Here is a 22,939-nt window from a genome sequence, read left to right on the forward strand (position 1 = left end):
GAAACCCCATGCTGTACGACGTTCGCACCTACACCTGCCGCCCCGGCACGATCAAGAAACACCTGGCGCTGTATGCCGAGCACGGCTACGAGACCCAGAGCCGCCATCTGGGCAAGCCGCTGGCCTATATGCAAACCGAGACCGGCAATGTGAACAGCTACACGCACATCTGGGTCTATGAAAGCGCGGCCGACCGCGAGGCCAAGCGCCAGGCGCTGCAGAAGGATCCGGCCTGGGGCGAGTACCTGAAGATAAGCGCCGACGCCGCCTACCTGATCAGCCAGGAAAACCGGCTGATGACGCCGGTGTCGTTCTTCAAGCCCTAGCCGGCACGGGTGGCCTACAGCCGCCCGGCCCAGTACTCCCGGAACGCCCGGCGAGGATCCTCCTGCGCGCGGGTGCCGGAGGCCTCGCCATCGAATACCAACGTGGTGCGCCGCGTAGCCGAATACGCTGGCCATTGCGGGGTCTTGGCATTGGCGGGGTCGCCCGTCGCGGCGAAGCTGACCCAGGCGCTGGCCAGTTGATCGGCCAGACGCAGGCTGGTGTCGCTCGGCCCGTTCAGCCCCATGCGGATGTCGTGCAGACTCGGTCCGATATCGACGCCATGCGGCGCGCCATAGCGGCCGCCGTAAGCCGGGCTCGGCGTCTTCCACAGATATGTCCACACCGGCGCGCTGTTGCCACTGGCGTGCGCGGCGGCCTTGCGATCCGCCTGCAGCTGGGCGATGCGACGGAACGTCATGTCCGTATCGATCCGCGCCTGCAGCACGAACGGCGTGGCACGCGGATCCTCATCCCGATACATCGCCACCAGACGCGACGCTTCGTCGCCCACGCGCGTCTGCGCGAATCGCAGCAGCCCGGCATCGTCGAGATCGAAATTGATCTGGCGGTACGCGCGCTCGTCCAGCGTCGTGCTGATGATCATCGGCACCTGCGACGAGATGGCCGGCGCATCCGGATCGAACGGATGGCGGGGAATCGCCACACCGTCTATCGACGGCGCGAAGGCGCGTGGCGCCTCGCCCTTCAATCGGTCTGCGGCTTCGAAGCGCATTTGCGCCGCCAGCAGTTGCTCGAACGGCAGCGTATGCAGTCGGTCCACCGAGCCCTTGCCGATCTGGAGCGTGGACAGGTACTTGGCCGCGACCTCCGTGGACTGCGCCGCCGTCAGCACACGAATGCCCGAACCGCTCATGACGCCAGCGCGATGAAACAGCCCCTGCGCCGACGGCATCGCCATCAGCGTGCTGGTCTTGAGGCCGCCGCCCGACTGGCCAAACACCAGCACGCGCGMCGGATCCCCRCCRAACGACTCCACGTTCTCCCGCACCCAGCGCAGCGCCGCGACAATATCGAGCATGCCCACCGCGCCCGACTGCGCATAGCGCTCGCCGCCGGCCTCGGCCAGRTTCAGRTAGCCAAACGARCCRAGCCGGTGATTGATGGTGATGAACACCACGTCGCCRAAGCGCGCCATCATCTCGCCGTCGAACTGCGGCGAATTGCCCGATCCCGCATAGAACCCGCCGCCGTGCAGATGCACGAGCACCGGCCGCTTCGCGGCCTTTGCGGGCGATGGCGTCCACAGGTTCAGCACCAGGCAGTCTTCGCCCATGCCGCCCGGCTGCAGATCGTAGGCGATCAGGTCCGCGTAGGCACGGCGCCGGTCGGCCGGCATCTGCGGCGCGTAGTTGCCGTAGGCGGTGGCATCGCGCACGCCGCTCCACTTCGCCACCGGCTGCGGCGGCATGAAGCGGTTGGCACCGCCTGTGTCGGCGCCGTAGCGCAGGCCCTTGAACACGTGCACGCCCCCTGACCGCAGGCCCCGCACCTTGCCATCGGCGGTCTCGACCACCGAGAACACCGGATCTTCTGCCATCGCGCGCACGCTTCCCGTGACCGCACTCCCCGCCGTCAGCACGGCAGCCGACTTCAGCCACTGCCTGCGCGACATTCCCTTGTGCTCCATCGCCCCTCCCTTTCTTTTGGTCTTGTGTTTGTCTGCTGCGTGATGCGACCTTACTTGCCCGTAAAAGCTGGCTTGCGCTTTTCCTTCCACGCGAGCGCGCCTTCGCGGATGTCTTCCGATTGCGTCGCGCGCCGGATGTCCTCGGCAAGCGCCGCGGTGTCCAGGTCTCCGCGCGCGATCGCGTTCAGATGCCGCTTCATGCCCTGCACGGCAATGGGCGCCAGCCCGGCGATGGTCCCGGCCAACTGCGCCGCACGCTCGCGCAGTTGATCCGCGGGGAGCAGTTCGGTCAGGAACCCACACGCCAGCATCTCGGGYGCCTGGATCCGTTCAGCGGTCAGGAACAGGCGCTTGGCGGCATTCAGGCCCAGCCTCGTCACGTAGCGGCGCATGCCGCGCTCATAGAAATGCAGGCCCAGGCGCGCGGCTGGCATGAACATCTCCACGGCGTCGGTGCCGAGCCGGAAGTCGCACGCCAACGACAGGTCCGTGCCGCCGCCGTAGASGCCACCCTGGATTTCGGCGATGGTCACCGCGCGGCAATCCTCCATCGCATTGACCAGCGGCTCGAAGCCCGCGCCACGCTGGCCGGCGGCGAGCTTGCCGATATCGAAGCCGCTGCAGAAGTACTTGCCCGTGCTGCGCAGGATCAGCACGCGGACATCGCTGCCGTTCACGGTTTCAATGTGCTGCAGCAATGCCTGCAGATCGTCAGGGCCCAGCCGGTTGGCCACATCGGGGCGCTGCAGCGTCAGCGTGGCCACATGGGCGGCAATATCGAGCGTGGGAAGCRAACCTTCGGAAGCCATRCGTCAAATCTCCGGATCAAGAAAGGGTAGTCTCTCGCGCTCGCAGCGCGACGTCGAATCGTTCGATGCGCGCCTGCGCGAAGGCCGGACGCTGCTGCACGCGCTGCCACCAGTCGGCCACCGYCGGCATGCGGTCTGCCGCCATGGCCTCTGGCGCGAGTTCGGCAATCCGCGCGATAAACGGCACCGCGGCGATATCGGCCAGCGAATAGTGTGGGCCCATCAGCCAGGGCCCGTTGTCGAGCATCGATGCCATCTKCGGCAGCAATGCCAGCAAGGCGTCGAGCGCCGCGCGCTTCTCCTCGTCCGAGTACGGCTTGCGTGCGATACGGCGCCAGGCTTCGCGCCGCTCCGGCGTCGGGATGCGCGCAAGCTTCCCCGCCAGATCCGCATCGCTCCATTGCGACGCCACGGGCTGCAGCGCGATGCTCCAGTTCAGGATCAGCAGGTTAGGCAGCAGCTTGTCGTCGGTCCAGCGGACGAAGTTGCGCATCGTGGCCCGCGCATACGGGTCGGCCGGGCGCAGCGGGGGATGCGGCAGGRCGTCGTCGAGGTATTCGCAGATCGTGCCGCTTTCGTACAGGAAACGGCCATCGTCCAGCACCAGCGCCGGCACCACGCCGTTCGGATTCATCGCCAGGAACGCCGGCGAATGATGCTCCTGCGCGGCCAGATCGACAGGCACGCTCTCGTAATCGACGCCCTTCTCCGCCATACACAGCCGCACGCGGCGCGACGCGCTGGATAACCAGCCGTGGAACAGTCTCATGTGGGCGATCTCCGGTCAGGGAATCAGCACGGTGGCGCCTGTCGTGGCGCGGCCTTCGAGGCTGCGATGGGCCTCCCGGACGTCGGACAAGGCAAAGCGCTGCCCCACCTCCAATCGCAGGTGCCCTGCTTCCACCGCCGAGAAAAGCGCCAGCGCCGCGCGACGTAGCGACGTCGCATCGGCGATGAACGTACGCAGCGTCGGCCGCGACACGATCAGCGACTTCGCATGCAGTAGCTGCAGGTCGAATGCTTCCACGTCGCCGGACGCGGTACCGTAGTTGATGGCCATCCCGCATGGCTTCAGGCATTGCAGCGATGGCACGAAGACGTCCTTGCCGACCGCGTCGTAGACGACGGCGACACCCTTGCCCTGTGTCAGCGCCATGACTTCCGCGACAAAATCCGTGYCGCGATAGCAGATCACGTGATGGCAGCCGTGGTCCAGCGCCACGCGGCGCTTGGCTTCGCTGCCCACGGTGCCGATCACTGTCGCGCCGAGCGAGCGCGCCCATTGCGACAGCAGCACGCCCATTCCGCCGGCCGCCGCRTGCACCAGCACCCCATCGCCGGGCTGCACCACATACAGCCGCCGCAACAGGTACTCGGCCGTCAGTCCCCGCAACAGGGTGGCGCCGGCCACCTCCTCGGAAATCGTGTTCGGCAGCGGCACGACGCGATCGGCCGGCACGTTGCGCGTGACCTGATACGCGCCCGGATACATGGCCGCCACGCGCTGCCCGACCACAACGCCCGACACCTCCCGCCCGACCGCCGTGACGATGCCCGCGCCGACCGATCCCAACGTGATGGGAAACGGCGTCGGCGTGTGCGGGCCATGGGCGCCGTTGCGCTGGTAGATGTCGGCGAAGTTCAGGCCGATGGCCGATTGCCGGATCTGGACTTCGGCGGCTGCGGGCGCAGCAACCGGCACTTCGTCGAGTTCGAGCACGTCGGCGTCGCCATGCTTTCTTATACGGACTGCGTTCGTATGCATACGGTCTGTGGTCTCCAAGCCGGCGGGGGTATGCCCGGYTCCGCTGCAAAAAGTGGCCTATTGGCCGTAGGTGGGCCGGGGGAAGCGTAGCGCATGTGCGGTCAAGTCGCATCATGGTAAATCCGTATACGTATATTTATSCTGCCTATTCGTATACTTTACCGGCGATAACGAATTCTCGAAGAGGACCGATGACTCACGACGCACCGCTGTCCGGCTACACCGTCCTGGATCTTTCCATCGCCCGCGCCGGCCCGGTTGCCGTGCGGCTGCTGGCGGACTGGGGGGCGGATGTCATCCGCATCGAACCGCCACCGCCGCGCGACCGCGGCTCGGTCACCGGGCGCCGCCGGGGCTCGGACGAACAGAATCTGCATCGCAACAAGCGCAGCCTCTGCCTGGACCTGAAGACGCCCGAAGGGGCTGAGATCCTGGCCACGCTGGTGCGCCGCGCGGACGTGGTGGTGGAAAACTTCCGTTCCGTGGTGAAGGAGCGGCTGGGCCTGACCTATGAACGCCTGAGCGCGCTGAACCCGCGTGTGATCCTGGCCAGCATTTCCGGATTCGGGCAGGACGGCCCGTACTGCGAGCGCCCCGGGCTCGACCAGATCGTGCAGGGCATGTGCGGACTGAGTTCSGTGACCGGCATGCCCGGGGACGGTCCGCTACGCGTGGGTATCGCCATCTCGGACACCACGGCCGGCATGTTCCTGGGGCAAGGCATCCTGCTGGCGCTGCTGCAACGCGAGCGCACGGGACGCGGCCAATGGGTCCACACCTCGCTCATCGAGGCGATGCTGAACAAGCTCGATTTCCAGGGCGCACGCTACACGGTGGAAGGCGTGGTGCCCACGCAGCAAGGCAATGCGCACCCCACGCTGGCCCCGATGGGCACGTATCGATGCCAGGATGGCGTCGTCAACATCGCCGCCAGCACCGACCGCATGTGGACCCACTTCTGCCAGGCGCTCGGCGCGGATGCGCTGTTGGCCGATACCTCGCTGCACAGTGCCGCCGGGCGAAATGCACAGCGCGAGCGGGTCGACGCGGCAATCAACGATTGCACAGCCGCGTTCACCGCTGCGGAGCTGACGGACAGGCTCAACGCCGTCGGCGTGCCGTGCGGCCCGGTCTTCGATATCGGCCAGGCGTTCGAGGATCCGCAGGTCCAGCACCTGCGCATGACACGCCCCGCCGACCACCCCGAACTGGGACCGCTGGCGCTGCTGCGTTCGCCGATCAACCTCTCCGCCGCGCCGCATCCCGAGCGATTCTTCAGCGCGGCGCCCGACCCCGGTGCCCATACGGACGCCATCCTKCGCGACCTGGGCTACGACGATGCCCGCATCGGCCGATTGCGTGAAGCCAATATCGCGGCGTGACCGGCCGCACCCGACAAGCCAAAACAATAAGCGGAGACAAGCGATGAACCCTCGATACTTGCGCGCCAGGCGCGTACTCGCGATGGCGGCGCTGGCGGCAACGTTCGCCTCGCCCGCGCTCGCGGCCGACGACTACCCGAATCGCCCCATTCGCGTGCTGGTGGGCTACACGCCGGCCGGCGCGGCCGACTACGTGGCGCGCATCTTCGGCGAAGCCTTGTCCAAGCAACTCGGACAGACCATCGTCGTCGATAACAAGCCCGGTGCGGGCAGCACGCTGGCCTCCACCGCATTGGCCAGCGCCCCGCCGGACGGCTATACGCTGGCGTTGGCCACGGCCACGCTGTATGGCATCGACCAGCGGCTCTACAAGGCGCGCTACAAAGGGGAGGATTTCACGCCCATCACGCGCCTGACCGTCTCGCCGTTGATCCTGGCCGTCAACAAGAACCTGGGTGTCGCGGACGTCAAGGCGCTCGTGGCCAAGGCGAAGGCCGATGCGGGCGGCTTCAACTACTCGTCGTCCGGCATTGGCGGTTCGCCGCACGTGGCGGGGCTGCAGTTCGAGAAAGCCACGGGCGTGCGCATGACGCATGTGCCGTACAAGGGCGGCGCGCCGGCCTTGCAGGCCGTGGCAGCCGGTGAAGTGCAAATGTCATTCGGGACGGCCGCCTCGGTGTTGCCGATGGGCACGCAAGGYGTCGTGAAGATGATTGGGGTGACGACGCCGAAGCCGTCCGAAGTGGCGCCCGGCCTGCCATCGCTGGCCGAAACCGGGCTCCCGGGGTTCAACTTCACGTTCTGGTTCGGYCTCTATGGCCCGGCGGGCTTGCCCCCGGAGATTCGGGACAAGATCTTCGCGGCCACGCGCAAGGTCATGGCCGACCCGCAAATCCGCGCCAAGCTGGCCGCCAATGGCAGCGAAGTGTCGCTATCGGAATCGCCGGCGGAGTTCGGCGCGTGGGCCTCCGCCGATGGGCGCAATGCGCTGGAGCGTATCGTGCAGGCCGGCGTGAAGCTTGATTGACGAAGATCCGACGATGARGAGCCCCGGCGCCGATCAGCGCCGGCCACGCCCCCGCCCCGCACCGTCGCCGGGCATCGAGGCGATCATGTCCGCATAGACATCGCCRCCCGTGGCGATGTGGCGCACCATGGCSGCCGCGGCGGCGTCCTCGCTGCCGCGCAGGATCGCTTCCAGCACTTCCTCGTGCTCCGCCAGCGAGGCGCGGATGCGCGCAGGCTTTTCGAAGCGCAGATCGCGCATGCCGCGCATCCGTGCGCGCATGGTGAGGATCTGGCGCGACAGGATGTCGTTACAGCTGGCTTCGTAGATGATGTGATGGAACGTGTCGTTGGCCTTGCGGTACGCCCCGCCATCGGCCTGCTCGGCAGCCGCCCGGCATGCCTCCAGTGCCGTCTGGATCGCCTTGCGCTGCGGCGCCGAAATGCGGCGTGCCGCCAGCCGGGCGGCCAGCGACTCCAACTGCACCAGGATCTCGCTCATCGCCACGTATTCGCGCAGCGTGATCGATGCCACGATGGCGCCCTGACGCGGCACCAGATCGACCAGTCCGGCGGATTCGAGCTGGATCAGCGCCTCGCGCACCGGGGTGCGCGACACCTTGAAGCGCGCGAGCAACTGCTGTTCCTCCAGCTGCGTGCCGCTGGGCAACTTCCCGCTCAGAATGTCTTGCTCGATCGCCGTACGGATGGTCTCGGACAAGCTCTTCTTTTCATCGGACATGGAACACTGCGAGCGCGCTGAGTGGGGATGGCGCGATTCTACTACCGCGCCCGCCCGCGTATGCGCAATTGCCCGCTATGTGCACAAAAGCGACGCCACTCAGTCCAGCGAGATCTTCCCCGCCTTGACGATCTCGCCGTACCGCACCGTGTCGCGCTCGATCAGCTTGCGGAAGGCCTCCGGCGTATCGCTGACCGGCACGAAGCCGAGCTCGGTCAGCTTCTTCGATACCTCGGGGCTGGTRGTGGCGGCGGCGATGGCCTTCGCCATGCGGTCCACCACCGGCTGCGGCGTGCCGGCCGGCGCCAGCAGGCCGGTCCACGAACTCATGACAAACCCGGGGAAGCCRGAYTCCTCCATGGTSGGGATCTGCGGTTCKCCGGGCCAGCGCTTTGCCGACGCCACAGCCAGCACGTTGATCTTGCCGGACTTCACGTGGGGCATGGGCACCAGCAGCGGATCGAACGCAATCGACACCTCGCCAGACACCAGCGCCGGCAGGATCGGCGCGCTACCGTTGTAGGGCACGTGCGTCATCTTGAGCTTCGACTCCATCGCCAGACGTTCGCCGGTCAGGTGCGCCGAGCTGCCAACGCCGCTCGAGCCGAAGGTCAGCGCGTCCGGGTTCTTGCGCCCATAGGCGACGAGTTCGCCGACGGTCTTTACCGGCAGCCGCTTGCTGGCAAACAGGAACAGCGGCAGTTCCGCCATCTCGGCCACCGGCACCAGGTCAGACGGCTTGTAGCTCAGCTTCGAGTAGAGCGACATGTTGGCGCTGTAGGCGGCCAGCACCGACACGAACGTATAGCCGTCAGGCGCGGAACGCGCCGCGACACCCACGCCAAGCGTGCTGTTGGCGCCCGGCTTGTTCTCGATGATGATGGGCTGGCCAAGGGTCTGCGAGACCCGCTCGAACACCACGCGCGACACGGTGTCGGTCGACCCGCCCGGCGTATAAGGAACGATGACCTTGATCGGCTTCGTCGGCCATTCTGCTGCGCTCGCCCCCTGGCCGATGGCCAGTCCCGCAATGAGGATGGCCGCCATGCGTGCGGCGCCCGTGGCGCGTGTCTTGATACTCAATTGCTGTCTCCGATTCTGTTTCTTTGAATTGCCGCGCGAGTCGGCGGCTCATTATGGGGGACGCAACGGCCAAACCAACGAGCGCCGCGCAAGTGGTGTTCGATATCCGGCCATCGGGGGGGCCGGCGCGCCGCATTCTTTACCAACGCACAAAACTGTTGATCCGCGATGTGTCTTCTTCGCTCGGCGCCGGGCAGCTAGATTGGGCCCGTGCCCCCCACCGATCGCAGACGTCCGCCGCAATGACTGAATCCGCCCCCTCCCTCCCCTCTCCCGCAACCCGGCACCCGACTGACAGCTACGTCGGCCGCAATGCCGCTTACTGGCAACGGAATCTGGCGGTTGCCGTCTTCGGCTCCTTCACCACGCTGGTCAGCCTCAGCATGCTGCTGCCGTTCTTGCCGTTGTACGTGGAGCAACTCGGCGTGACGTCGCAGGACGAAGTGGTGCAGTGGTCAGGCGTGGCGTTCGGCATCACGTTCCTTGCGACCGCCGTGACCGCGCCCCTGTGGGGCAAGCTGGCCGACCGTTTCGGGCGCAAGCCGATGCTGGTACGCGCCGCGGTGGGCATGGCCATCGTGATGTCGATGATCGGGCTGGCCCACAACGTCTATGAACTCGTTGCGCTGCGCTTCGCTGCGGGGTTGATCGGCGGCTATGCGTCGGCGGCCACCGTGATGATCGGCACGCAGGCGCCGCCCGAGCGGGCGGGCTGGGCGCTCGGCGTGCTGTCCACCGGTGCGCTGACGGGTAATCTGGTCGGCCCGCTCATTGGGGGCCTGCTGCCGAACCTGATCGGGATTCGCGGCACGTTCTTCGCCGGCGGCGCCATGATCGGCGTGGCGGCGCTGCTGACGATCTTTGGCGTGCGCGAGGATTTCACACGTCCGCCGAAGGCCGCCAGCCAAYCCGTGCCCTCCGACGGTGCTACCCGCAGCGCGCATCGCTTCGCGTTGCCGGCCTTGCTGGTGACCGCGGCGATGGTGTTGCTGGCCAATATGTCGATCGAGCCAATCATCACCGTCTATATCGGACAACTCGATGTACCGCACGACCGGCTGGCCACGGTGGCCGGCATCGTCATGGCCTGCTCGGCATTTGGCAGCGTACTGACGGCCTCGCGGCTAGGGGCGCTGGCCGACCGCGTCGGTGCCTGGCATGTCATCATCGGTTGCCTTGTGGCCACCGCCCTTGTCCTGATTCCCCAGGCGTTCGTGACCAACTGGTGGACGCTGGCCGCGCTGCGCGGCGTAATGGGGATGGCGCTCGCCGGGCTGCTCCCCGCCATCGGCAAGCTCGTACGCCAGGCCGTCAAGGAGCACCAGTCCGGCAAGATGCTCGGCTACCTGCAATCCGCGCAGTTCTCCGGGCAGGTGATCGGGCCGTTGATCGGCGCGCAGATCAGCGTGCACCTTGGCATGCGCGCGGTGTTCTTTGTTACCAGCGCCCTGCTGCTCGCCTGCGCCGTGTTCGATCGCTGGGCCAAGGCGCGCTGAACCGGCATGTCAGCCCCAGGGACGGGCWGAATCGGTTCGCACTCACAAGTCATCCGCAGGCAACACCGGTGGTCTATGCTGGAAGACAGCACATTCACCGGGACCATTCATGGCCTAYCACCGAGATCCCCGTCCTGGCCGCGCCCTGGGCAGCGCGTTGGCCGGATGCATTCTCATTACCCTGCTCGGGCTTGGCGTGGCCGGCTGCGACACGCCGCCCCGGGACACCTCCTCCACGCCCCCGCCCCCGCGCGAGCCCATCGCCGCGAGCGACGACGTGTACCCGCCGCCCTCCACCGTGCACGACACCCGCCCCAAACGCACGACCCCCTAGGGGATGGGTCCGGGGCAGGCAAATGTTGCCAAGTCAGATGACGTTGACGGGGACGCGCGGAGGCCCCTGTCCGGTTACTTCACCGGCGTCAGGATCGGCGCGCCCTTTTTCTTGATCAGGAACACCACGAACTTCGCCGGCTCGGTATTGCTGGCGTTGCGCCCGACCGTGTGGATATCGTTCTGGCCTTCGTAGAAGGTATCGCCCGCCTTGAGCGTGACYTCCTTGCCGCCCTTCAGGCCCATGATGATGCTGCCCTCCAGCACATAGACGAAGGCGTGCGCATCATGACGATGCACGGGATCCACGGCGCCCGGCGGATAGTCCACGACGATCATCTCGCCTTCCTTGCCCGGATACTCGGGCAACGGCTTCGTCATCAACTGCTTGACGCTGGCCTGCGGCGCGGCGGCTGCCGGCCCGGCCACCATCAGGCACGACAGCATCAGGGTTGCAGCAACGGATGCGACTGTCTTCATGGCATTACTCCAGGTTGGCCTTGTCGAGTCCGAACGCCTTGTCCGAGGAACCGGGCACCATGCGGAACGCCACGTTCAGGCGGTTCCAGGCATTGATGGCCCCGACCAGGAAGGTCAGATCCGACAGTTCCTTTTCGCTGTACTGGGTGCGCACGCGCTCGTAGATAGCGTCGGGCACGCCGTCGGCGGCAAGGTGGGTCAGCGCTTCGGTCCAAGCCAGCGCGGCGCGTTCGCGCGGCGAGAAGAGCGTCGATTCGCGCCAGATCGCCACGTGGTGCAGGCGCAGTTCCCGCTCGCCGTGGATCTTGGCCATCTTGATGTGCATGTCGACACAGAACGCACAGCCATTGAGCTGCGACGCGCGAATCTCGACGAGCTCGTGGATCGGTGCCTCGATCGTGGTCTTCTGGAACAGGGCCCCGAACTCGATGAGCTTCTTGGTCAGTTCCGGGGATTGCTGGAAGTAGTTCGTACGTTGGGTCATGACGTTTCTCCTGTGGTCGATGCCTGAGACCATGGTAGGTGGCGCGTGGACCCCACGCCAGACCGACTCGGCGCGCACAGTGTTTCCCGTCAGGCATCAATCCGCATGCCCACGGCAGCGCACGCCGCCCCCCGTTTACCCCCAAAGAATCAGGGATAACACCAAGACCCCAAGCACTGGCGCGGGATGCGTATTTCGCACAGCGGAATGCATCGCCCGATTGCTTGACGCTGGTCGAATCGCCATGCAAATTCGCTGAAAACGAACGACCGTGCTAGAACGCGAACCGCCTCCACTGCCCCGCTGCGGGAGACAGGATTCGCGGCAACGACACGGCGTCACCGGACCCTCGGCCCTGCCGGGTTCCAGGAGAGTGGCGCGCCACCTGGCGCGGCAACGCAAGGAGACAACACATGCAAGACAACCGACACGCGGCACCAGCGCCAGGCTGGCCGCGCTTGCCCGCCACATCGACGGCCACCCCGCGACAGCGCTGAACCCCCAGCATCCGCGCCGGTCAGGCTGACGCAACGCCGATCCGGCCCGCGCTGCCGCCCCAACGGCAACGCACCTCCACGCGCCCCGGTCCCGCGCCGGCGCGCACCTTGTTTCGCGAACCGTACGAGGTAATCCCGTGGCATTGTTTTTCCAACAGTTTCTCAACGGCCTGACGCTGGGCGGCGTGTATAGCCTGGTGGCGCTGGGGCTCACGCTGGTCTACGGCATCCTGCACGTGCCGAACTTCGCGCATGGCGCGCTGTACATGGCCGGTGCCTATGTGTCGTACTACGCCATGACCACGCTGGGCCTGAACTACTGGCTGGCGATGCTGGCCGCCGCGGCCGTGGTGGCCGTTCTGTCGATGCTGGCGGACCGCCTGGTGTTTCATCCSCTGCGCAACGCGCCCGAGATCCACGACATGATTGCCGCCATCGGCATCCTGCTGTTCCTGGAAGCCGGCGCGCAGGCGCTGTGGGGCGCGGACTTCCACCGCATGCCCACGCCGTACGGCCAGATGGTGGAGTTCCTCGGCCTCACCGCGCCGATGCAGCGCCTGCTGATCATCGTCGCCGCGTTCGGCCTGATGGTGCTGCTGCACCTGTTCCTGACGCGCACGGTCACCGGCTCCACGATCATGGCGATGGCCCAGAACCGCGAGGGTGCCGCGCTGGTCGGYATCGACGCCACGCGCGTCACCCTGCTGGTCTTCGCCATCTCGGGCGCGCTCGCCGCCATCGCCGCCACGCTGTACGCGCCGATCAACCTCGTCTACCCSAGCATGGGCAACCTGGTCATCACCAAGGCGTTCGTGATCATCATCCTCGGCGGCATGGGCAGCATCCCGGGCGCGATCGTCGGCGGCCTGATCATCGGCATGGCCGAGAGCTTCGGCGGCTTCTATATCTCCACCGACTACAAGGACATCATCGCGTTCATGCTGCTGGTGATCATCCTGTCCATCCGCCCGCAGGGCCTGTTCGCCGCCAAGACGGCGTAAGGAGCGATCCATGAAAGCACTGCAAGGAAAGACCGGCTGGGCCCTGCTGCTGGCGGCCGCCATCGCGTTTCCGCTGGTCGTGCCCAACAGCTACTTCCTGACCGTGATGACGCTGGCGTTCATCTACGGCATCGCCACGCTCGGCCTGAACCTGCTGACCGGCTATACGGGCCAGCTCAACCTGGCGCACGGCGGCTTCATGGCGATTGGCGCCTACACGGTGGGCATCCTGACCGTGGACCACCAACTGCCGTTCTGGCTCGCCTTCGCGCTCTCCGGCGTGGTCTGCATGGCGTTCGGCTACGTGGTGGGCGTGGTGTCGCTGCGCCTCAAGGGCCATTACTTCTCGATCTTCACGATGTGCGTCGGCTACATCATCTACCTGCTGATCGAGAAGTGGGAAGGCCTCACGCACGGCACGGTCGGCCTGATCGGCATTCCGGTGCCGGCGGCCATCGGCCCGATCACCTTCGACAGCGTGCCGGCGCAGTACTACCTCGTGCTGACCTTCCTGGTGATCGGCATGTTCATCATGCATCGCATCGTCAGCTCGCTGCTGGGCCGCAGCTTCCTGGCGGTACGCAACAGCGACGCGCTGGCCGAAGCGCTGGGCATCAACCTGATGCGCACCAAGGTGCTGTCGTTCGTGCTGTCGGTGGGCTTCGCCGGCTATGCCGGCGCACTCTACGCGGGGCAGGTGCGCTTCCTGGGCCCGGACATCGCCCGTACCGATGTCACGTTCGACATGGTCATGGCGATGCTGGTCGGCGGTACCGGCACGCTGCTCGGACCGCTGCTCGGCTCGGTGCTGGTGCCCTGGGTCACCCAGACGCTCCAGTTCCTGCAGGACTACCGCATGCTCGTGTTCGGCCCGGTGCTGATCCTGCTGATCATCTTCTTCCCGGATGGCATCGTCGGCTCGTACCTGAAGAAGCAGGCCCGCCGCGCCGCCGCCGCACGCCGTGGCCAGCATGCCGCCGCGCGCCCCGGCAACGTGCAGCCACCCGTCCCGACCACCCGCCCCGGAGCCGAGAATGCTTGAGATCCGCAACCTCACCAAGAAATTCGGCGGGCTGACCGCGGTGCACGACGTGTCCGTGGCGTTCGAAGCCGGCCATATCAACGCGATCATCGGCCCGAATGGCGCCGGCAAGACCACCTTCTTCAACCTGATTGCCGGCACGCACGCGCCGAGTTCTGGCCAGATCCTGTTCAAGGGGCAGGACGTGGCCGGCCTGCGCGCGGACCAGATCGCCCGGCTCGGCGTGGCGCGCACGTTCCAGGCCACGGCCCTGTTCGACCGCGCGACGGTGCTCGACAACCTGATCGTCGGCCACCGGCTGCGCACGTCGTCGGGGCTGGCCGACGTGCTGTTCAACTCCCGGCGCCTGCGCCAGGAAGAGCGGCTGTGCCGCGAGAAGGCCGAGGCGGCGCTCGACTTCGTCGGCCTGACGCATCTGGCCCATGAGGTGGCCGCCGACATCACCCAGGAAGCCCGCAAGCGCGTGGCATTCGCGCTGGCGCTGGCCACGGACCCCGAACTGCTGCTGCTCGATGAACCGGCCGGCGGCGTGAACCCCGAGGAAACCGTGGGGCTGGCCGAACTGATCCGCAAGATGGTGCGGCACGGCAAGACCGTCTGCCTGATCGAACACAAGATGGACATGATCATGCGGCTGGCCGACAAGATCATGGTGCTCAACTACGGCGAGAAGATCGCCGAAGGCACGCCGGCGCAGGTCCAGCAGGACCCGCGCGTCATCGAAGCCTATCTGGGAGCCGACCATGTTGCAGCTTGAACGCGTCTCGCTGTCGTACGGCAGCTTCCGTGCGCTGGACAACGTCTCGCTGCACGCCAAGGCCGGYGAACTGGTGGTGCTGCTCGGCGCCAACGGCGCGGGCAAGAGYTCGATCTTCCTGGCGATGAGCGGCATCCATCGCACCAGCGGCGGCAGCATGCGCTTCGATGGCCGCGAGCTGTCCGGCATGAAGCCGTCGCAGATCGTGCAGGCCGGGCTGGTGCACTGCCCCGAAGGCCGCAAGCTGTTTCCGGCGATGAGCGTGCAGAAGAACCTGACGTTGGGCGCCTACGTGCACCGCCGCGACAGCGCGGGCATCCGGGAGACGCTCGAGGAAGTCTTCGAGATGTTCCCGATCCTGCGCCAGAAGAAGGACGATCCGGCGGGCTCGCTGTCCGGCGGGCAACAGCAGATGGTGGCGCTGGGCCGCGCGCTGATGGGCCGCCCGCGTGCGCTGCTGCTGGACGAGCCGTCGCTGGGGCTGGCGCCGCTGGTGGTCAAGCAGATGTTCGAGGTGATCCAGCGCATCAACCGCGCCGGCACCACGGTGCTGCTGGCCGAGCAGAACGCCTACGCCGCCCTCGGCATCGCGCAYCGSGCGTACGTGATCGAGAGCGGCCGGATCGTGATGGAAGGCGACCGGGAGTCGCTGCTCAAGGACGAAGGCATTCGGAAGGCTTACATCGGCGGGTAGATCGAACAACACCAGACAAGCGCAGTACCAAATCCAAAAAGGAGACAGCAATGCAGCACAAGACGATGGGTCGTTTCTTCCCGCTGGCCGCATGCGCCGTGGCCGCGCTCTTCGCCGCCACGCCCGCGCTCGCGCAGGAAGTGGTCAAGATTGGCTACACTGGCCCGCTCTCCGGCGGCGCCGCGCTGTATGGCAAGAACGTGCTGTCTGGCATCCAGATGGCCGTGGACGAGATCAACGCGCAGGGCCTGGCCGTCAACGGCAAGAAGGTCAAGCTGGAAGTGGTGGCGCTGGACGACAAGTACGCGCCGGCCGAGGCCGCCATCAACGCCCGCCGCCTGGTGCAGCAGCACAAGACCCCGGCCGTCTTCGTGCCGCATTCGGGCGGCATCTTCGCGCTGCAGGCCTTCAACGAGCAGGAGAAGTTCCTGGTCATGGCCTACTCGAGCGTGCCGCGCATCACCGATGCCGGCAACAAGCTGACCATCCGCATCCCGCCGGCCTATACCGGCTATATCGAGCCGTTTATCAAGGCCCAGATGAAGCGCTACGGCAAGAACGTGGCACTGGTGCCGGCCGACCATGACTACGCCAAGGCATGGGTGCAGGCCTTCGTGCCGGCCTGGGAAGGCGCCGGCGGCAAGATCGTGGGCAACAACCCGATGTCGTACACCAAGGCGACCGACTTCTACACCGGCGTGTCGCGCGCAATCGCCGAGAAGCCGGACGTGATGTTCGTGGGCGGCCCCTCGGAGCCGACCGCGCTGGTCGTCAAGCAGGCGCGCGAGCTGGGCTTCAAGGGCGGCTTCATCGTCATGGACCAGGCCAAGATGGACGAGATGGCCAAGGTCACCAACGGGCTCGGCATGCTCGAGGGCTCGATCGGCGTGATGCCGCTGGTCAACGACACGCGCCCGGCCGCGCAGGCCTACAACGCCAAGTACAAGAAGCTCCATGATGGCCGCGATGCCACCACGGAGATGTCCCTGAACTACACGATGACGTGGGCGCTGGCCAATGCGATGAAGCTGGCCGGCACGACCACCGACTCGGCGGCCATCCGCGCCAAGATTCCGGAGGCCGTCAAGGCCCTGCCGAAGGACGTGAACCCGAACGAGGTGGAGGGCATCGACGCCAAGGGCGGCTCGGTGGCGGACACCGTGGTCGGCTGGGTCCAGAACGGCAAGATCGCACCGGTGCGCCTGTCGGAACTGGCGAAGTAAGCCAGGCGGCGCAGCAACAGGCTTCTACGGAGGGAGAAGGCGTAGCAAGGCGGTACCAGCCGGCGGCACAGCCGGCGTGAAATGTGGAGAGAAAGCGAAGGGCGTCCGGTGGCTCCGGACGCCCTTTGTCTTTGGTGCGCGTCGCGCGGGTTAGCGCCGATCGTCGTTGCGCGCCTGCATCGCCCCGCGGTTGCCGTGGCCGCCCCGGTCACCCGGCTCATTCTGGCCGCGCTGTTGTTGCTGCTGCTGTTGCTGCTGGAACTGCCGCTGGCGTTCCTGCTGCTGTTGCTGTTGCTGCTGCGCCCGTTGCTGCTGGTCCTGGGCCTGCCGCTGCTGCTGGGCCTGACGCTGCTGCTCCATCTGCTGGCGCTGCTGGTCCTGCTGCGCGCGCTGCTGCTCCTGCGCCTGCCGCTGCTGTTGCGCAGCCTGGCGCTGGTGCTCCATCTGCTGGCGCTGTTGCTCCTGCGCGGCCCGCTGGTGTTCCATCTGCTGGCGTTGCTGCTCCTGCTGCGCGCGTTGCTGCTCGAACTGCTGGCGCTGCTGCCGCTGCTGATCCTGCTGCTGGCGCTGTTGCTCCTGCTGCGCCCGTTGCTGGTCGAACTGGTGGCGCTGCATCGCCTCGCGCTGCTGGTCCTGCTGCTGGCGCTGCTGCTCCTGCTGCGCCCGCTGCTGGTCGAACTGACGGCGCTGGGTCGCTTCGCGCTGCTGGTCCTGAAGCTGGCGCTGCTGCTCCTGCGCCATACGCTGCTGGTCGTACTGCTGGCGCCGCTGCAGATCCTGCCCCTGGCGCTGCTGCTCCTGCAATTGCCGCTGCTGCTCCTGGCGCTGATTCTGTAGCGCCTGCTGCTGGCGTTGCTGGAAATCGGCCGATTGCCGCTGCTGCTCGCCCAACTGCCGTTGTTGCTCGAACTGCTGGCGCTGCACGGCCTGTTGCTGGCGTTGGGCCTCGGGCGGCACGCCGCGCATCTGGTCCGGGCGTGTGCTCCAGTTCCTGCCGTTGTCGCGCGGATTGTCGTCGGGACGCTGGGCGCCACCCTGCACCGGGTTCACGAAGCCGCGCGGCGCGCCGTCACGGCTCGGATCGCCGCCACGATGGCGGGCTGCCAGCGCGGCCTCGGTCAGGCGCACGTCCGGCCGGCCCTGTCCACCTTGGCCGCCCGGCCCCCCTCGGTCACCGCGATCACCTCTATCGGCCTGCCCCGCCTGTTGAGACGGCGGGCGCCCCGGGCGCCGGTCGTCGAACGCCGGACGGCCCGGCAGGTGCGTGGCGATGGCCTGCCGCTCGAACCCCTGCCGCGCCATCGGCGGCAGCGCACGCGTCGGCGCCTCGCCTATATAACTACGCTTGACTGGCGCCATCGGCGGCGCGCCCCGGCCCTCGCCCACCGGCAAGGTCCGCCACGCGTCGTGGTGGGACCCGCGCGGCACAGGCCGGCCTTCGACGAAATTGCGCGACGGCATGCCCGTGATGGCGCCCGGCACGTTGCGATTAACCCAGCGCTCCCGGTCCCGGTCACGGCCGTCCCCGCCCCGCCCATAGTGGTGGATCGGGGCGTAGTTAATCCGCGAGACATAGTTCTGGCTGGCCCGATAGCCCGGCCGGTAGACATCGCGCGGCCCGAGCGGGTACCAGGCGACCCCGGGGCCGCCGCCAATCCGGATAGTGGCCGCGCTGCCGCCGATAAAGCCGACCACGGCCGGCGCGTAGTACGGGCGCACGCTGGCCGGGCCGGGCACCCAGCCCCAGCGGTTGCCGAAATGGGCCCAGCGGCCATAGTGCGACGGGGCAAAGCCCCAAGGCGCGTCATCGATCCAGGTCCAGCCCCAYGGCGCCACCCAGGCCCAGTGCCCCGTGCTGTACGGCGCCCAGCCGCTCGGCACCGCGCGCGGGAACCACACCGCGCCGTAGCCGGCGTCCTGCTGCCAGTCGCCATAATCATCCAGCGCGGCGTAGCCGGTCATCTCGCGCGGCACATAGCGCGCGGCGACGGACTGGTCCTCGCGGGCGTCACGGGCGGCGGTCCATTGGTCGAAGCCGTCTGGCGGCGGGTACGCGCCCGCGCCGGCATCGGCAAGGTCGGTGCCGGCAAAGCGCATGCGCTGGCCGCGCGACAGCTCGACCGAGCGCGAATCCCCATACACGACTGCGCTGCCGTGGCGCATGCTGACCAGCGTGGTGCTGCCATCGGGCGAGACGTCGATCCGATAATCGCCCGGTTCATTGGGCACGAAGGCGAGGTTGGGCGTATCGACTTCCACCTGCTGGCCCTGCGGCAGGGCGCGCACGCGCAGTTGCAGCGAGCCTTGCGTGAGCTTGACCTGCGTGGTGTCGTCGTCGAGGTTGAGGATGCTGGCGGCCGTGCCGCCGCCCAGCCGCACCGTGGTGGTGCCGGCATGGACTTCGGCCCGGCCGCCCGGATCSACCCAGAGCCGGTCGCCGGTGGTCACGGGCCGGTTCAGGCCGATGGCCGCCCATTCGTCCGAGCCGGCCGGCGCGAAGCTGATGCCGCCGGCTGCATCGGTCAGGGTGGCGATCCGGGATGACGGATCGGCATATTGCCCGTTCGGCGCCAGTGCGTCGGGGTTGCCGAGGACGGAGCCGTCCGGGGCGCCCTGCGCGTAGCCGGGCGGTGCGTAATCCTGGGCCTGCGCCATCAGGCCGTGCGCCGCCAGCGCGGCAGCCAGGGCAATCGCCAGGCGATTAAGGGGTTGCATCGTGCAAATCATCTCTGTTCCGGACACCCACCGCGTTTGGCGGGTGTCGCCGTAATGTCACCGTATATCGGATAACGGCAGGGAACGCGACTTGCGGACCTGACTTTGTAAGCACATATTTCCCCCGCACCGTCCTGAGGTCGGGCGGATATGCGCGGAAACAAGTCTTGCAGATGCTGACAGGACGACCGGTTTGCTGCGACGCAGCATAAACGCTCAGCGCGGCTGGTTGCGCAGGAAGTCGGTCAGCCGGTCAGGCGGCATCGGGCGGCCATAGAAGTAGCCTTGGGCCTCGATGCAGCGGTTGGCGAGCAGGAAATCGCGCTGCTCGGCGGTCTCCACGCCTTCCGCCACCACGCCGATGCGCAGGCTTTCGCCCACATTGATGACCGAGCGGACGATGGCGGCGTCCACATCGTCGTGGGTGACGTTGCGGATAAAGGACTGGTCGATCTTGAGCCGGTCCACGGGGAACGTCTTCAGGAAGCTCAGGGAGGCGTAGCCGGTGCCGAAATCGTCGCAGGTCAGCGTCACGCCGTCCCGGCGCAGGGCCTGGAGCTGGTCGGAGACATCGTCGCCCTGCTGCAGGGCGATGGTCTCGGTGATTTCGATCTCCAGCAGCTTCGCCGGCAGCTCCAGCGCGCGCAGCACGTGGCGCACCTCGGTCAGCAGCCGGCTTTCCGATAGCTGGGCGGCGAACAGGTTGATGGCCACGCGCGGCGGTTCGGCGAAGGTCAGCGACCACGCCCGCGCCTGGGCGCAGGCGGTATGCAGCAGCCACATGCCCACGTCGCCGGCCACGCTGCTGGCCGCCAGGGCGTCGATGAAAGCGGCGGGCGTCAGCAGGCCCAGCGTCGGGTGGCGCCAGCGCATCAGCGCCTCGGCGCCCACCACGCGGCCATCGCGCAGATCCACCTGGGGTTGATAGAGCAACTCGAACTGGCGCTGGGCATAGGCCTCGCGCAGCGCCTGCACCAGCGACAGCCGCGTGGTCACGTCGGTGCGCATCTGCGGCTTGAAGAAGCGGATGGTCCGGCCGCCGTCGTGCTTGGCCCGGGCCAGCGCCAGGCTGGCCGCCGCCAGGACATCGGACGAATTCTCGCCRCCGGCCGGCATCACGCAGGCGCCGATACTGGCCAGCACATGGTGCCGGCGGCCGTTCATTTCATAGGGGGCGGACAGCATCGACAGGATGGCGGCGCTCACGTGGCGCACCAGCGTCGGGTCCGAAATGGAGGTCAGCAGCACGCCGAACTCGTCGCTGCCCACGCGGCCGATGATGGCGTCGCGCGGGGAGGCGTCGGCCAGCCGCCGGGCCACGCCCTGGAGAATGGCGTCGCCCTCGGCATGCCCGTGCATGTCGTTGAAGGCGCGAAAGTCGTCGATGCCCACCAGCAGCAAAGCAAAGCGTGGCGGCGCCTCGCTGCGCAGGCGCGCCTCCAGTCGCGTCAAGTATGCCTGGCGAGCGACCACGCCGGTCAGCGGATCGAGATCCGCCGGCGGCAAGGCGCCAGTCGCCTGTACCTCCGACCTGGCCACCATCCCTGCCCTATCAGTTGTGATGAACATATGTCCCGCTCAAGCTATTTGGCAAGTGTGACGAAAACCATGGAAAAATCAAGCGGTACAGAAATGCGGCGCAACCGCGCAACGGCGCGGGCTGGCGGGCGGCTGCCCGGCACCCTCCCACGTTGTCAGCGCCGGGCGCTTACAGTACCCTACGCCGCAAACGCCTGCCGCACCCGCAAGGCCATCCGCCTTCCGGCGGATAGCGCCCCGCCGCGAATCCTGCCAGCGGCTCATTCAAGCAGACCAACGCGGACCCGACCGTGAACAACTGGACCATTCGCTCGCGCATCCTGGCGAGTTTCAGCCTCATTCTCCTTGTCATGGCGCTGATGGGCGTGGTCGCCTATAACCGCCTGTCCGCCATCGAGCATGAAAGCGATGTCATGCGCAACGATGCCCTGCCCGGCCTGAACTACAGCGCGGGCATGCGCGGCATCTGGGGCGAGTTCTACGTGCTGGCCTGGCAGATCGTGACCACCGACGACGCCGGCGCGCGCAACCGCCTGCTGGCCCAGCACCAGGACGCCACCCAGCGTTTCCACCGCATGGAACAGCTGTATGAAGCATCCATCGTCCGCGCGGACGATCGAGCCCGTTTCGCGGCGTTCAAGGAACTTCACGCACGATACGACCAGGCTGCGCAACTTTACCTCGACCCGACCAAATGGCGCGACACCGCCACCGCCGAGACCGCCCTGCGCGGGCAGGCCCACGACGTCTGGCTCGACGGCCGCAAGGCGCTGCAATCCCTGGTCGACGACAACAACGCCATCGCGAGCGGCGCCGCCACCGACATCAGCAAGGCCGTGGATGGCGCCAAGAAGAGTATCGAGGTGGCGCTGACGCTGGCGGTGGTAGTGGCCGCGGTCTGCGGCTACCTGCTGCTGCGTTCGATTACCGTGCCGATGGGCGGCATCGTCTCGCTGCTGACCGGCATGCGCGGCGGCGACCTGCGCCAGCGCATGGCGCTGGGGCGGCGCGACGAATTCCTKGCCGTCGAGGAAGGCTTCAACCAGATGTCCGGCGAACTGACCACGCTGGTCGGGCAGGCGCAGCGCTCGGCGATCCAGGTCACCACGTCGGTCAACGAGATCGCCGCCACCGCCCGCCAGCAGCAGGCTACGGCCACCGAGACCGCCGCCACCACGACCCAGATCGGCGCTACCTCGCGCGAGATCTCGGCCACTTCGCGTGACCTCGTGCGGACAATGGGCGAAGTCTCCCATGCCGCCGAGCAGACCGCCGGGCTGGCGGGCACCGGGCAGGTCGGGCTGTCGCGCATGGAGGCGACCATGCACCATGTGATGGAGGCCGCCGGCTCGGTCAACGCCCGGCTGGCCACGCTCAACGAGCGCGCCGGCAATATCAATCAGGTGGTGACCACCATCGCCCGCGTGGCGGACCAGACCAATCTGCTGTCCCTGAACGCCGCCATCGAGGCCGAGAAGGCCGGCGAGTACGGGCGCGGCTTTTCCGTGGTGGCGACCGAGATCCGGCGTCTGGCGGACCAGACCGCCGTGGCCACCTACGATATCGAGCAGATGGTGCGCGAGATCCAGTCGGCCGTCTCGGCCGGGGTGATGGGCATGGACAAGTTCTCGGAGGAAGTGCGCCGGGGCATGTCCGAGGTGACCCAGGTGGGCGACCAGCTTTCCCAGATCATCGGCCAGGTGCAGTCRCTGGCGCCGCGCGTGCAGATGGTGAACGAGGGCATGCAGGCGCAGGCCGGCGGCGCCGAACAGATCAACCAGGCGCTGATGCAGCTGTCCGAAGCCGCGCAGCAGACCGTGGAGTCGCTGCGCCAGTCGAGCCAGGCCATCGACGAGCTGACCCTCGTGGCCAACGAACTGCGCAGCGGCGTCTCCCGCTTCAAGGTGTGAGCGCGGG

At 67.3% G+C, this 22,939-nt stretch carries 21 protein-coding genes; 11 read left to right on the forward strand and 10 right to left on the reverse strand.

The features are described 5' to 3' along the window. The first annotated feature begins 8 nt into the window (after positions 1–8). Positions 9–326, forward strand: coding sequence for an NIPSNAP family protein (locus AB4Z27_RS00915; protein ID WP_092294531.1), 318 nt, complete (start codon positions 9–11; stop codon positions 324–326). Positions 327–340: 14 nt separating this feature from the next. Here the strand turns inward: AB4Z27_RS00915 and AB4Z27_RS00920 are convergent, their stop codons facing one another. From AB4Z27_RS00920 to AB4Z27_RS00935, 4 genes are all read right to left on the reverse strand, one after another. Next, entirely contained in the window at positions 341–1,960 is a 1,620-nt protein-coding gene (locus tag AB4Z27_RS00920; protein WP_441643772.1) for a carboxylesterase/lipase family protein, read from the reverse strand. A gap of 65 nt (positions 1,961–2,025) precedes the next feature. After that, positions 2,026–2,784, reverse strand: coding sequence for an enoyl-CoA hydratase/isomerase family protein (locus AB4Z27_RS00925; RefSeq protein ID WP_441643773.1), 759 nt, complete (start codon positions 2,782–2,784; stop codon positions 2,026–2,028). 16 nt (positions 2,785–2,800) lie between these two features. Continuing rightward, on the reverse strand, positions 2,801–3,553 hold the full coding sequence (locus AB4Z27_RS00930) for a glutathione S-transferase family protein (RefSeq protein ID WP_441643774.1): 753 nt from the start codon (positions 3,551–3,553) through the stop codon (positions 2,801–2,803). Positions 3,554–3,568: 15 nt separating this feature from the next. After that, positions 3,569–4,549, reverse strand: a complete 981-nt coding sequence (locus AB4Z27_RS00935) for a quinone oxidoreductase family protein (RefSeq protein ID WP_441643775.1) — start codon at positions 4,547–4,549, stop codon at positions 3,569–3,571. Positions 4,550–4,740: 191 nt separating this feature from the next. Here AB4Z27_RS00935 and AB4Z27_RS00940 point away from each other — a divergent pair, with 191 nt between their 5' ends. Next, the gene (locus AB4Z27_RS00940) at positions 4,741–5,931 is read left to right on the forward strand and encodes a CaiB/BaiF CoA transferase family protein (protein ID WP_092294522.1); all 1,191 of its coding nucleotides are present in this window, start codon (positions 4,741–4,743) and stop codon (positions 5,929–5,931) included. Positions 5,932–5,974: 43 nt separating this feature from the next. Further along, complete coding sequence (locus AB4Z27_RS00945; protein WP_369823418.1) at positions 5,975–6,958, forward strand: Bug family tripartite tricarboxylate transporter substrate binding protein; 984 nt, start codon at positions 5,975–5,977, stop codon at positions 6,956–6,958. A gap of 33 nt (positions 6,959–6,991) precedes the next feature. Here AB4Z27_RS00945 and AB4Z27_RS00950 read toward each other — a convergent pair whose 3' ends face one another. Both AB4Z27_RS00950 and AB4Z27_RS00955 read right to left on the reverse strand, forming a co-directional pair. Next, a complete protein-coding gene (locus tag AB4Z27_RS00950) occupies positions 6,992–7,678 on the reverse strand; it encodes a GntR family transcriptional regulator (RefSeq protein ID WP_092294518.1) in 687 nt (228 codons plus the stop codon). A gap of 99 nt (positions 7,679–7,777) precedes the next feature. Next, positions 7,778–8,725 carry a Bug family tripartite tricarboxylate transporter substrate binding protein gene (locus AB4Z27_RS00955; protein ID WP_441643804.1) on the reverse strand — a complete coding sequence of 316 codons (948 nt, stop codon included), beginning with the start codon at positions 8,723–8,725 and terminating at the stop codon, positions 7,778–7,780. 278 nt (positions 8,726–9,003) lie between these two features. Here AB4Z27_RS00955 and AB4Z27_RS00960 point away from each other — a divergent pair, with 278 nt between their 5' ends. Beyond that, the gene (locus AB4Z27_RS00960) at positions 9,004–10,257 is read left to right on the forward strand and encodes an MFS transporter (RefSeq protein ID WP_441643776.1); all 1,254 of its coding nucleotides are present in this window, start codon (positions 9,004–9,006) and stop codon (positions 10,255–10,257) included. 109 nt (positions 10,258–10,366) lie between these two features. Further along, the gene (locus AB4Z27_RS00965; RefSeq protein ID WP_143093890.1) at positions 10,367–10,591 is read left to right on the forward strand and encodes a hypothetical protein; all 225 of its coding nucleotides are present in this window, start codon (positions 10,367–10,369) and stop codon (positions 10,589–10,591) included. Positions 10,592–10,665: 74 nt separating this feature from the next. Here AB4Z27_RS00965 and AB4Z27_RS00970 read toward each other — a convergent pair whose 3' ends face one another. Further along, a complete protein-coding gene (locus AB4Z27_RS00970) occupies positions 10,666–11,070 on the reverse strand; it encodes a cupin domain-containing protein (RefSeq protein WP_092294512.1) in 405 nt (134 codons plus the stop codon). Between the two features lie 4 nt (positions 11,071–11,074). Then, positions 11,075–11,554 carry a carboxymuconolactone decarboxylase family protein gene (locus tag AB4Z27_RS00975; protein WP_092294510.1) on the reverse strand — a complete coding sequence of 160 codons (480 nt, stop codon included), beginning with the start codon at positions 11,552–11,554 and terminating at the stop codon, positions 11,075–11,077. 634 nt (positions 11,555–12,188) lie between these two features. On the opposite strand from AB4Z27_RS00975, the gene AB4Z27_RS00980 reads away from it, so the two are divergent. The 5 genes from AB4Z27_RS00980 to AB4Z27_RS01000 are packed head-to-tail and all read left to right on the forward strand — an operon-like array spanning position 12,189 to position 16,768. Continuing rightward, the gene (locus tag AB4Z27_RS00980; protein ID WP_092294508.1) at positions 12,189–13,052 is read left to right on the forward strand and encodes a branched-chain amino acid ABC transporter permease; all 864 of its coding nucleotides are present in this window, start codon (positions 12,189–12,191) and stop codon (positions 13,050–13,052) included. A 10-nt stretch (positions 13,053–13,062) separates the two neighbouring features. After that, positions 13,063–14,094, forward strand: coding sequence for a branched-chain amino acid ABC transporter permease (locus AB4Z27_RS00985; protein ID WP_441643777.1), 1,032 nt, complete (start codon positions 13,063–13,065; stop codon positions 14,092–14,094). Continuing rightward, a complete protein-coding gene (locus AB4Z27_RS00990) occupies positions 14,087–14,851 on the forward strand; it encodes an ABC transporter ATP-binding protein (RefSeq protein WP_092294504.1) in 765 nt (254 codons plus the stop codon). Before AB4Z27_RS00985 ends, AB4Z27_RS00990 begins: the two co-directional genes overlap by 8 nt. Beyond that, complete coding sequence (locus AB4Z27_RS00995; RefSeq protein WP_092294502.1) at positions 14,838–15,545, forward strand: ABC transporter ATP-binding protein; 708 nt, start codon at positions 14,838–14,840, stop codon at positions 15,543–15,545. Before AB4Z27_RS00990 ends, AB4Z27_RS00995 begins: the two co-directional genes overlap by 14 nt. A 50-nt stretch (positions 15,546–15,595) precedes the next feature. Then, a complete protein-coding gene (locus AB4Z27_RS01000; protein WP_092294500.1) occupies positions 15,596–16,768 on the forward strand; it encodes an ABC transporter substrate-binding protein in 1,173 nt (390 codons plus the stop codon). 150 nt (positions 16,769–16,918) lie between these two features. On the opposite strand, the gene AB4Z27_RS01005 is transcribed toward AB4Z27_RS01000, so the two are convergent. Continuing rightward, a complete protein-coding gene (locus AB4Z27_RS01005) occupies positions 16,919–19,483 on the reverse strand; it encodes a DUF6600 domain-containing protein (RefSeq protein ID WP_441643778.1) in 2,565 nt (854 codons plus the stop codon). Between the two features lie 216 nt (positions 19,484–19,699). Beyond that, positions 19,700–21,025, reverse strand: coding sequence for a putative bifunctional diguanylate cyclase/phosphodiesterase (locus AB4Z27_RS01010; RefSeq protein WP_092294498.1), 1,326 nt, complete (start codon positions 21,023–21,025; stop codon positions 19,700–19,702). A 287-nt stretch (positions 21,026–21,312) separates the two neighbouring features. Here AB4Z27_RS01010 and AB4Z27_RS01015 point away from each other — a divergent pair, with 287 nt between their 5' ends. Continuing rightward, on the forward strand, positions 21,313–22,932 hold the full coding sequence (locus AB4Z27_RS01015; RefSeq protein ID WP_441592844.1) for a methyl-accepting chemotaxis protein: 1,620 nt from the start codon (positions 21,313–21,315) through the stop codon (positions 22,930–22,932). Positions 22,933–22,939 lie beyond the last annotated feature (7 nt).

The organism is Cupriavidus sp. KB_39 (genome assembly GCF_052114485.1).
Classification (GTDB): Bacteria; Pseudomonadota; Gammaproteobacteria; order Burkholderiales; family Burkholderiaceae; genus Cupriavidus.

What these genes read in the sequence shown, in the direction of transcription:
- AB4Z27_RS00915 (WP_092294531.1), top strand. Translation starts at nt 9, where the DNA reads ATGCTGTACGACGTTCGCACCTACACCTGCCGCCCCGGCACGATCAAG.
- AB4Z27_RS00975 (WP_092294510.1), bottom strand. Translation starts at nt 11,554, where the DNA reads ATGACCCAACGTACGAACTACTTCCAGCAATCCCCGGAACTGACCAAG.
- AB4Z27_RS00985 (WP_441643777.1), top strand. Translation starts at nt 13,063, where the DNA reads ATGAAAGCACTGCAAGGAAAGACCGGCTGGGCCCTGCTGCTGGCGGCC.
- AB4Z27_RS00990 (WP_092294504.1), top strand. Translation starts at nt 14,087, where the DNA reads ATGCTTGAGATCCGCAACCTCACCAAGAAATTCGGCGGGCTGACCGCG.
- AB4Z27_RS01000 (WP_092294500.1), top strand. Translation starts at nt 15,596, where the DNA reads ATGCAGCACAAGACGATGGGTCGTTTCTTCCCGCTGGCCGCATGCGCC.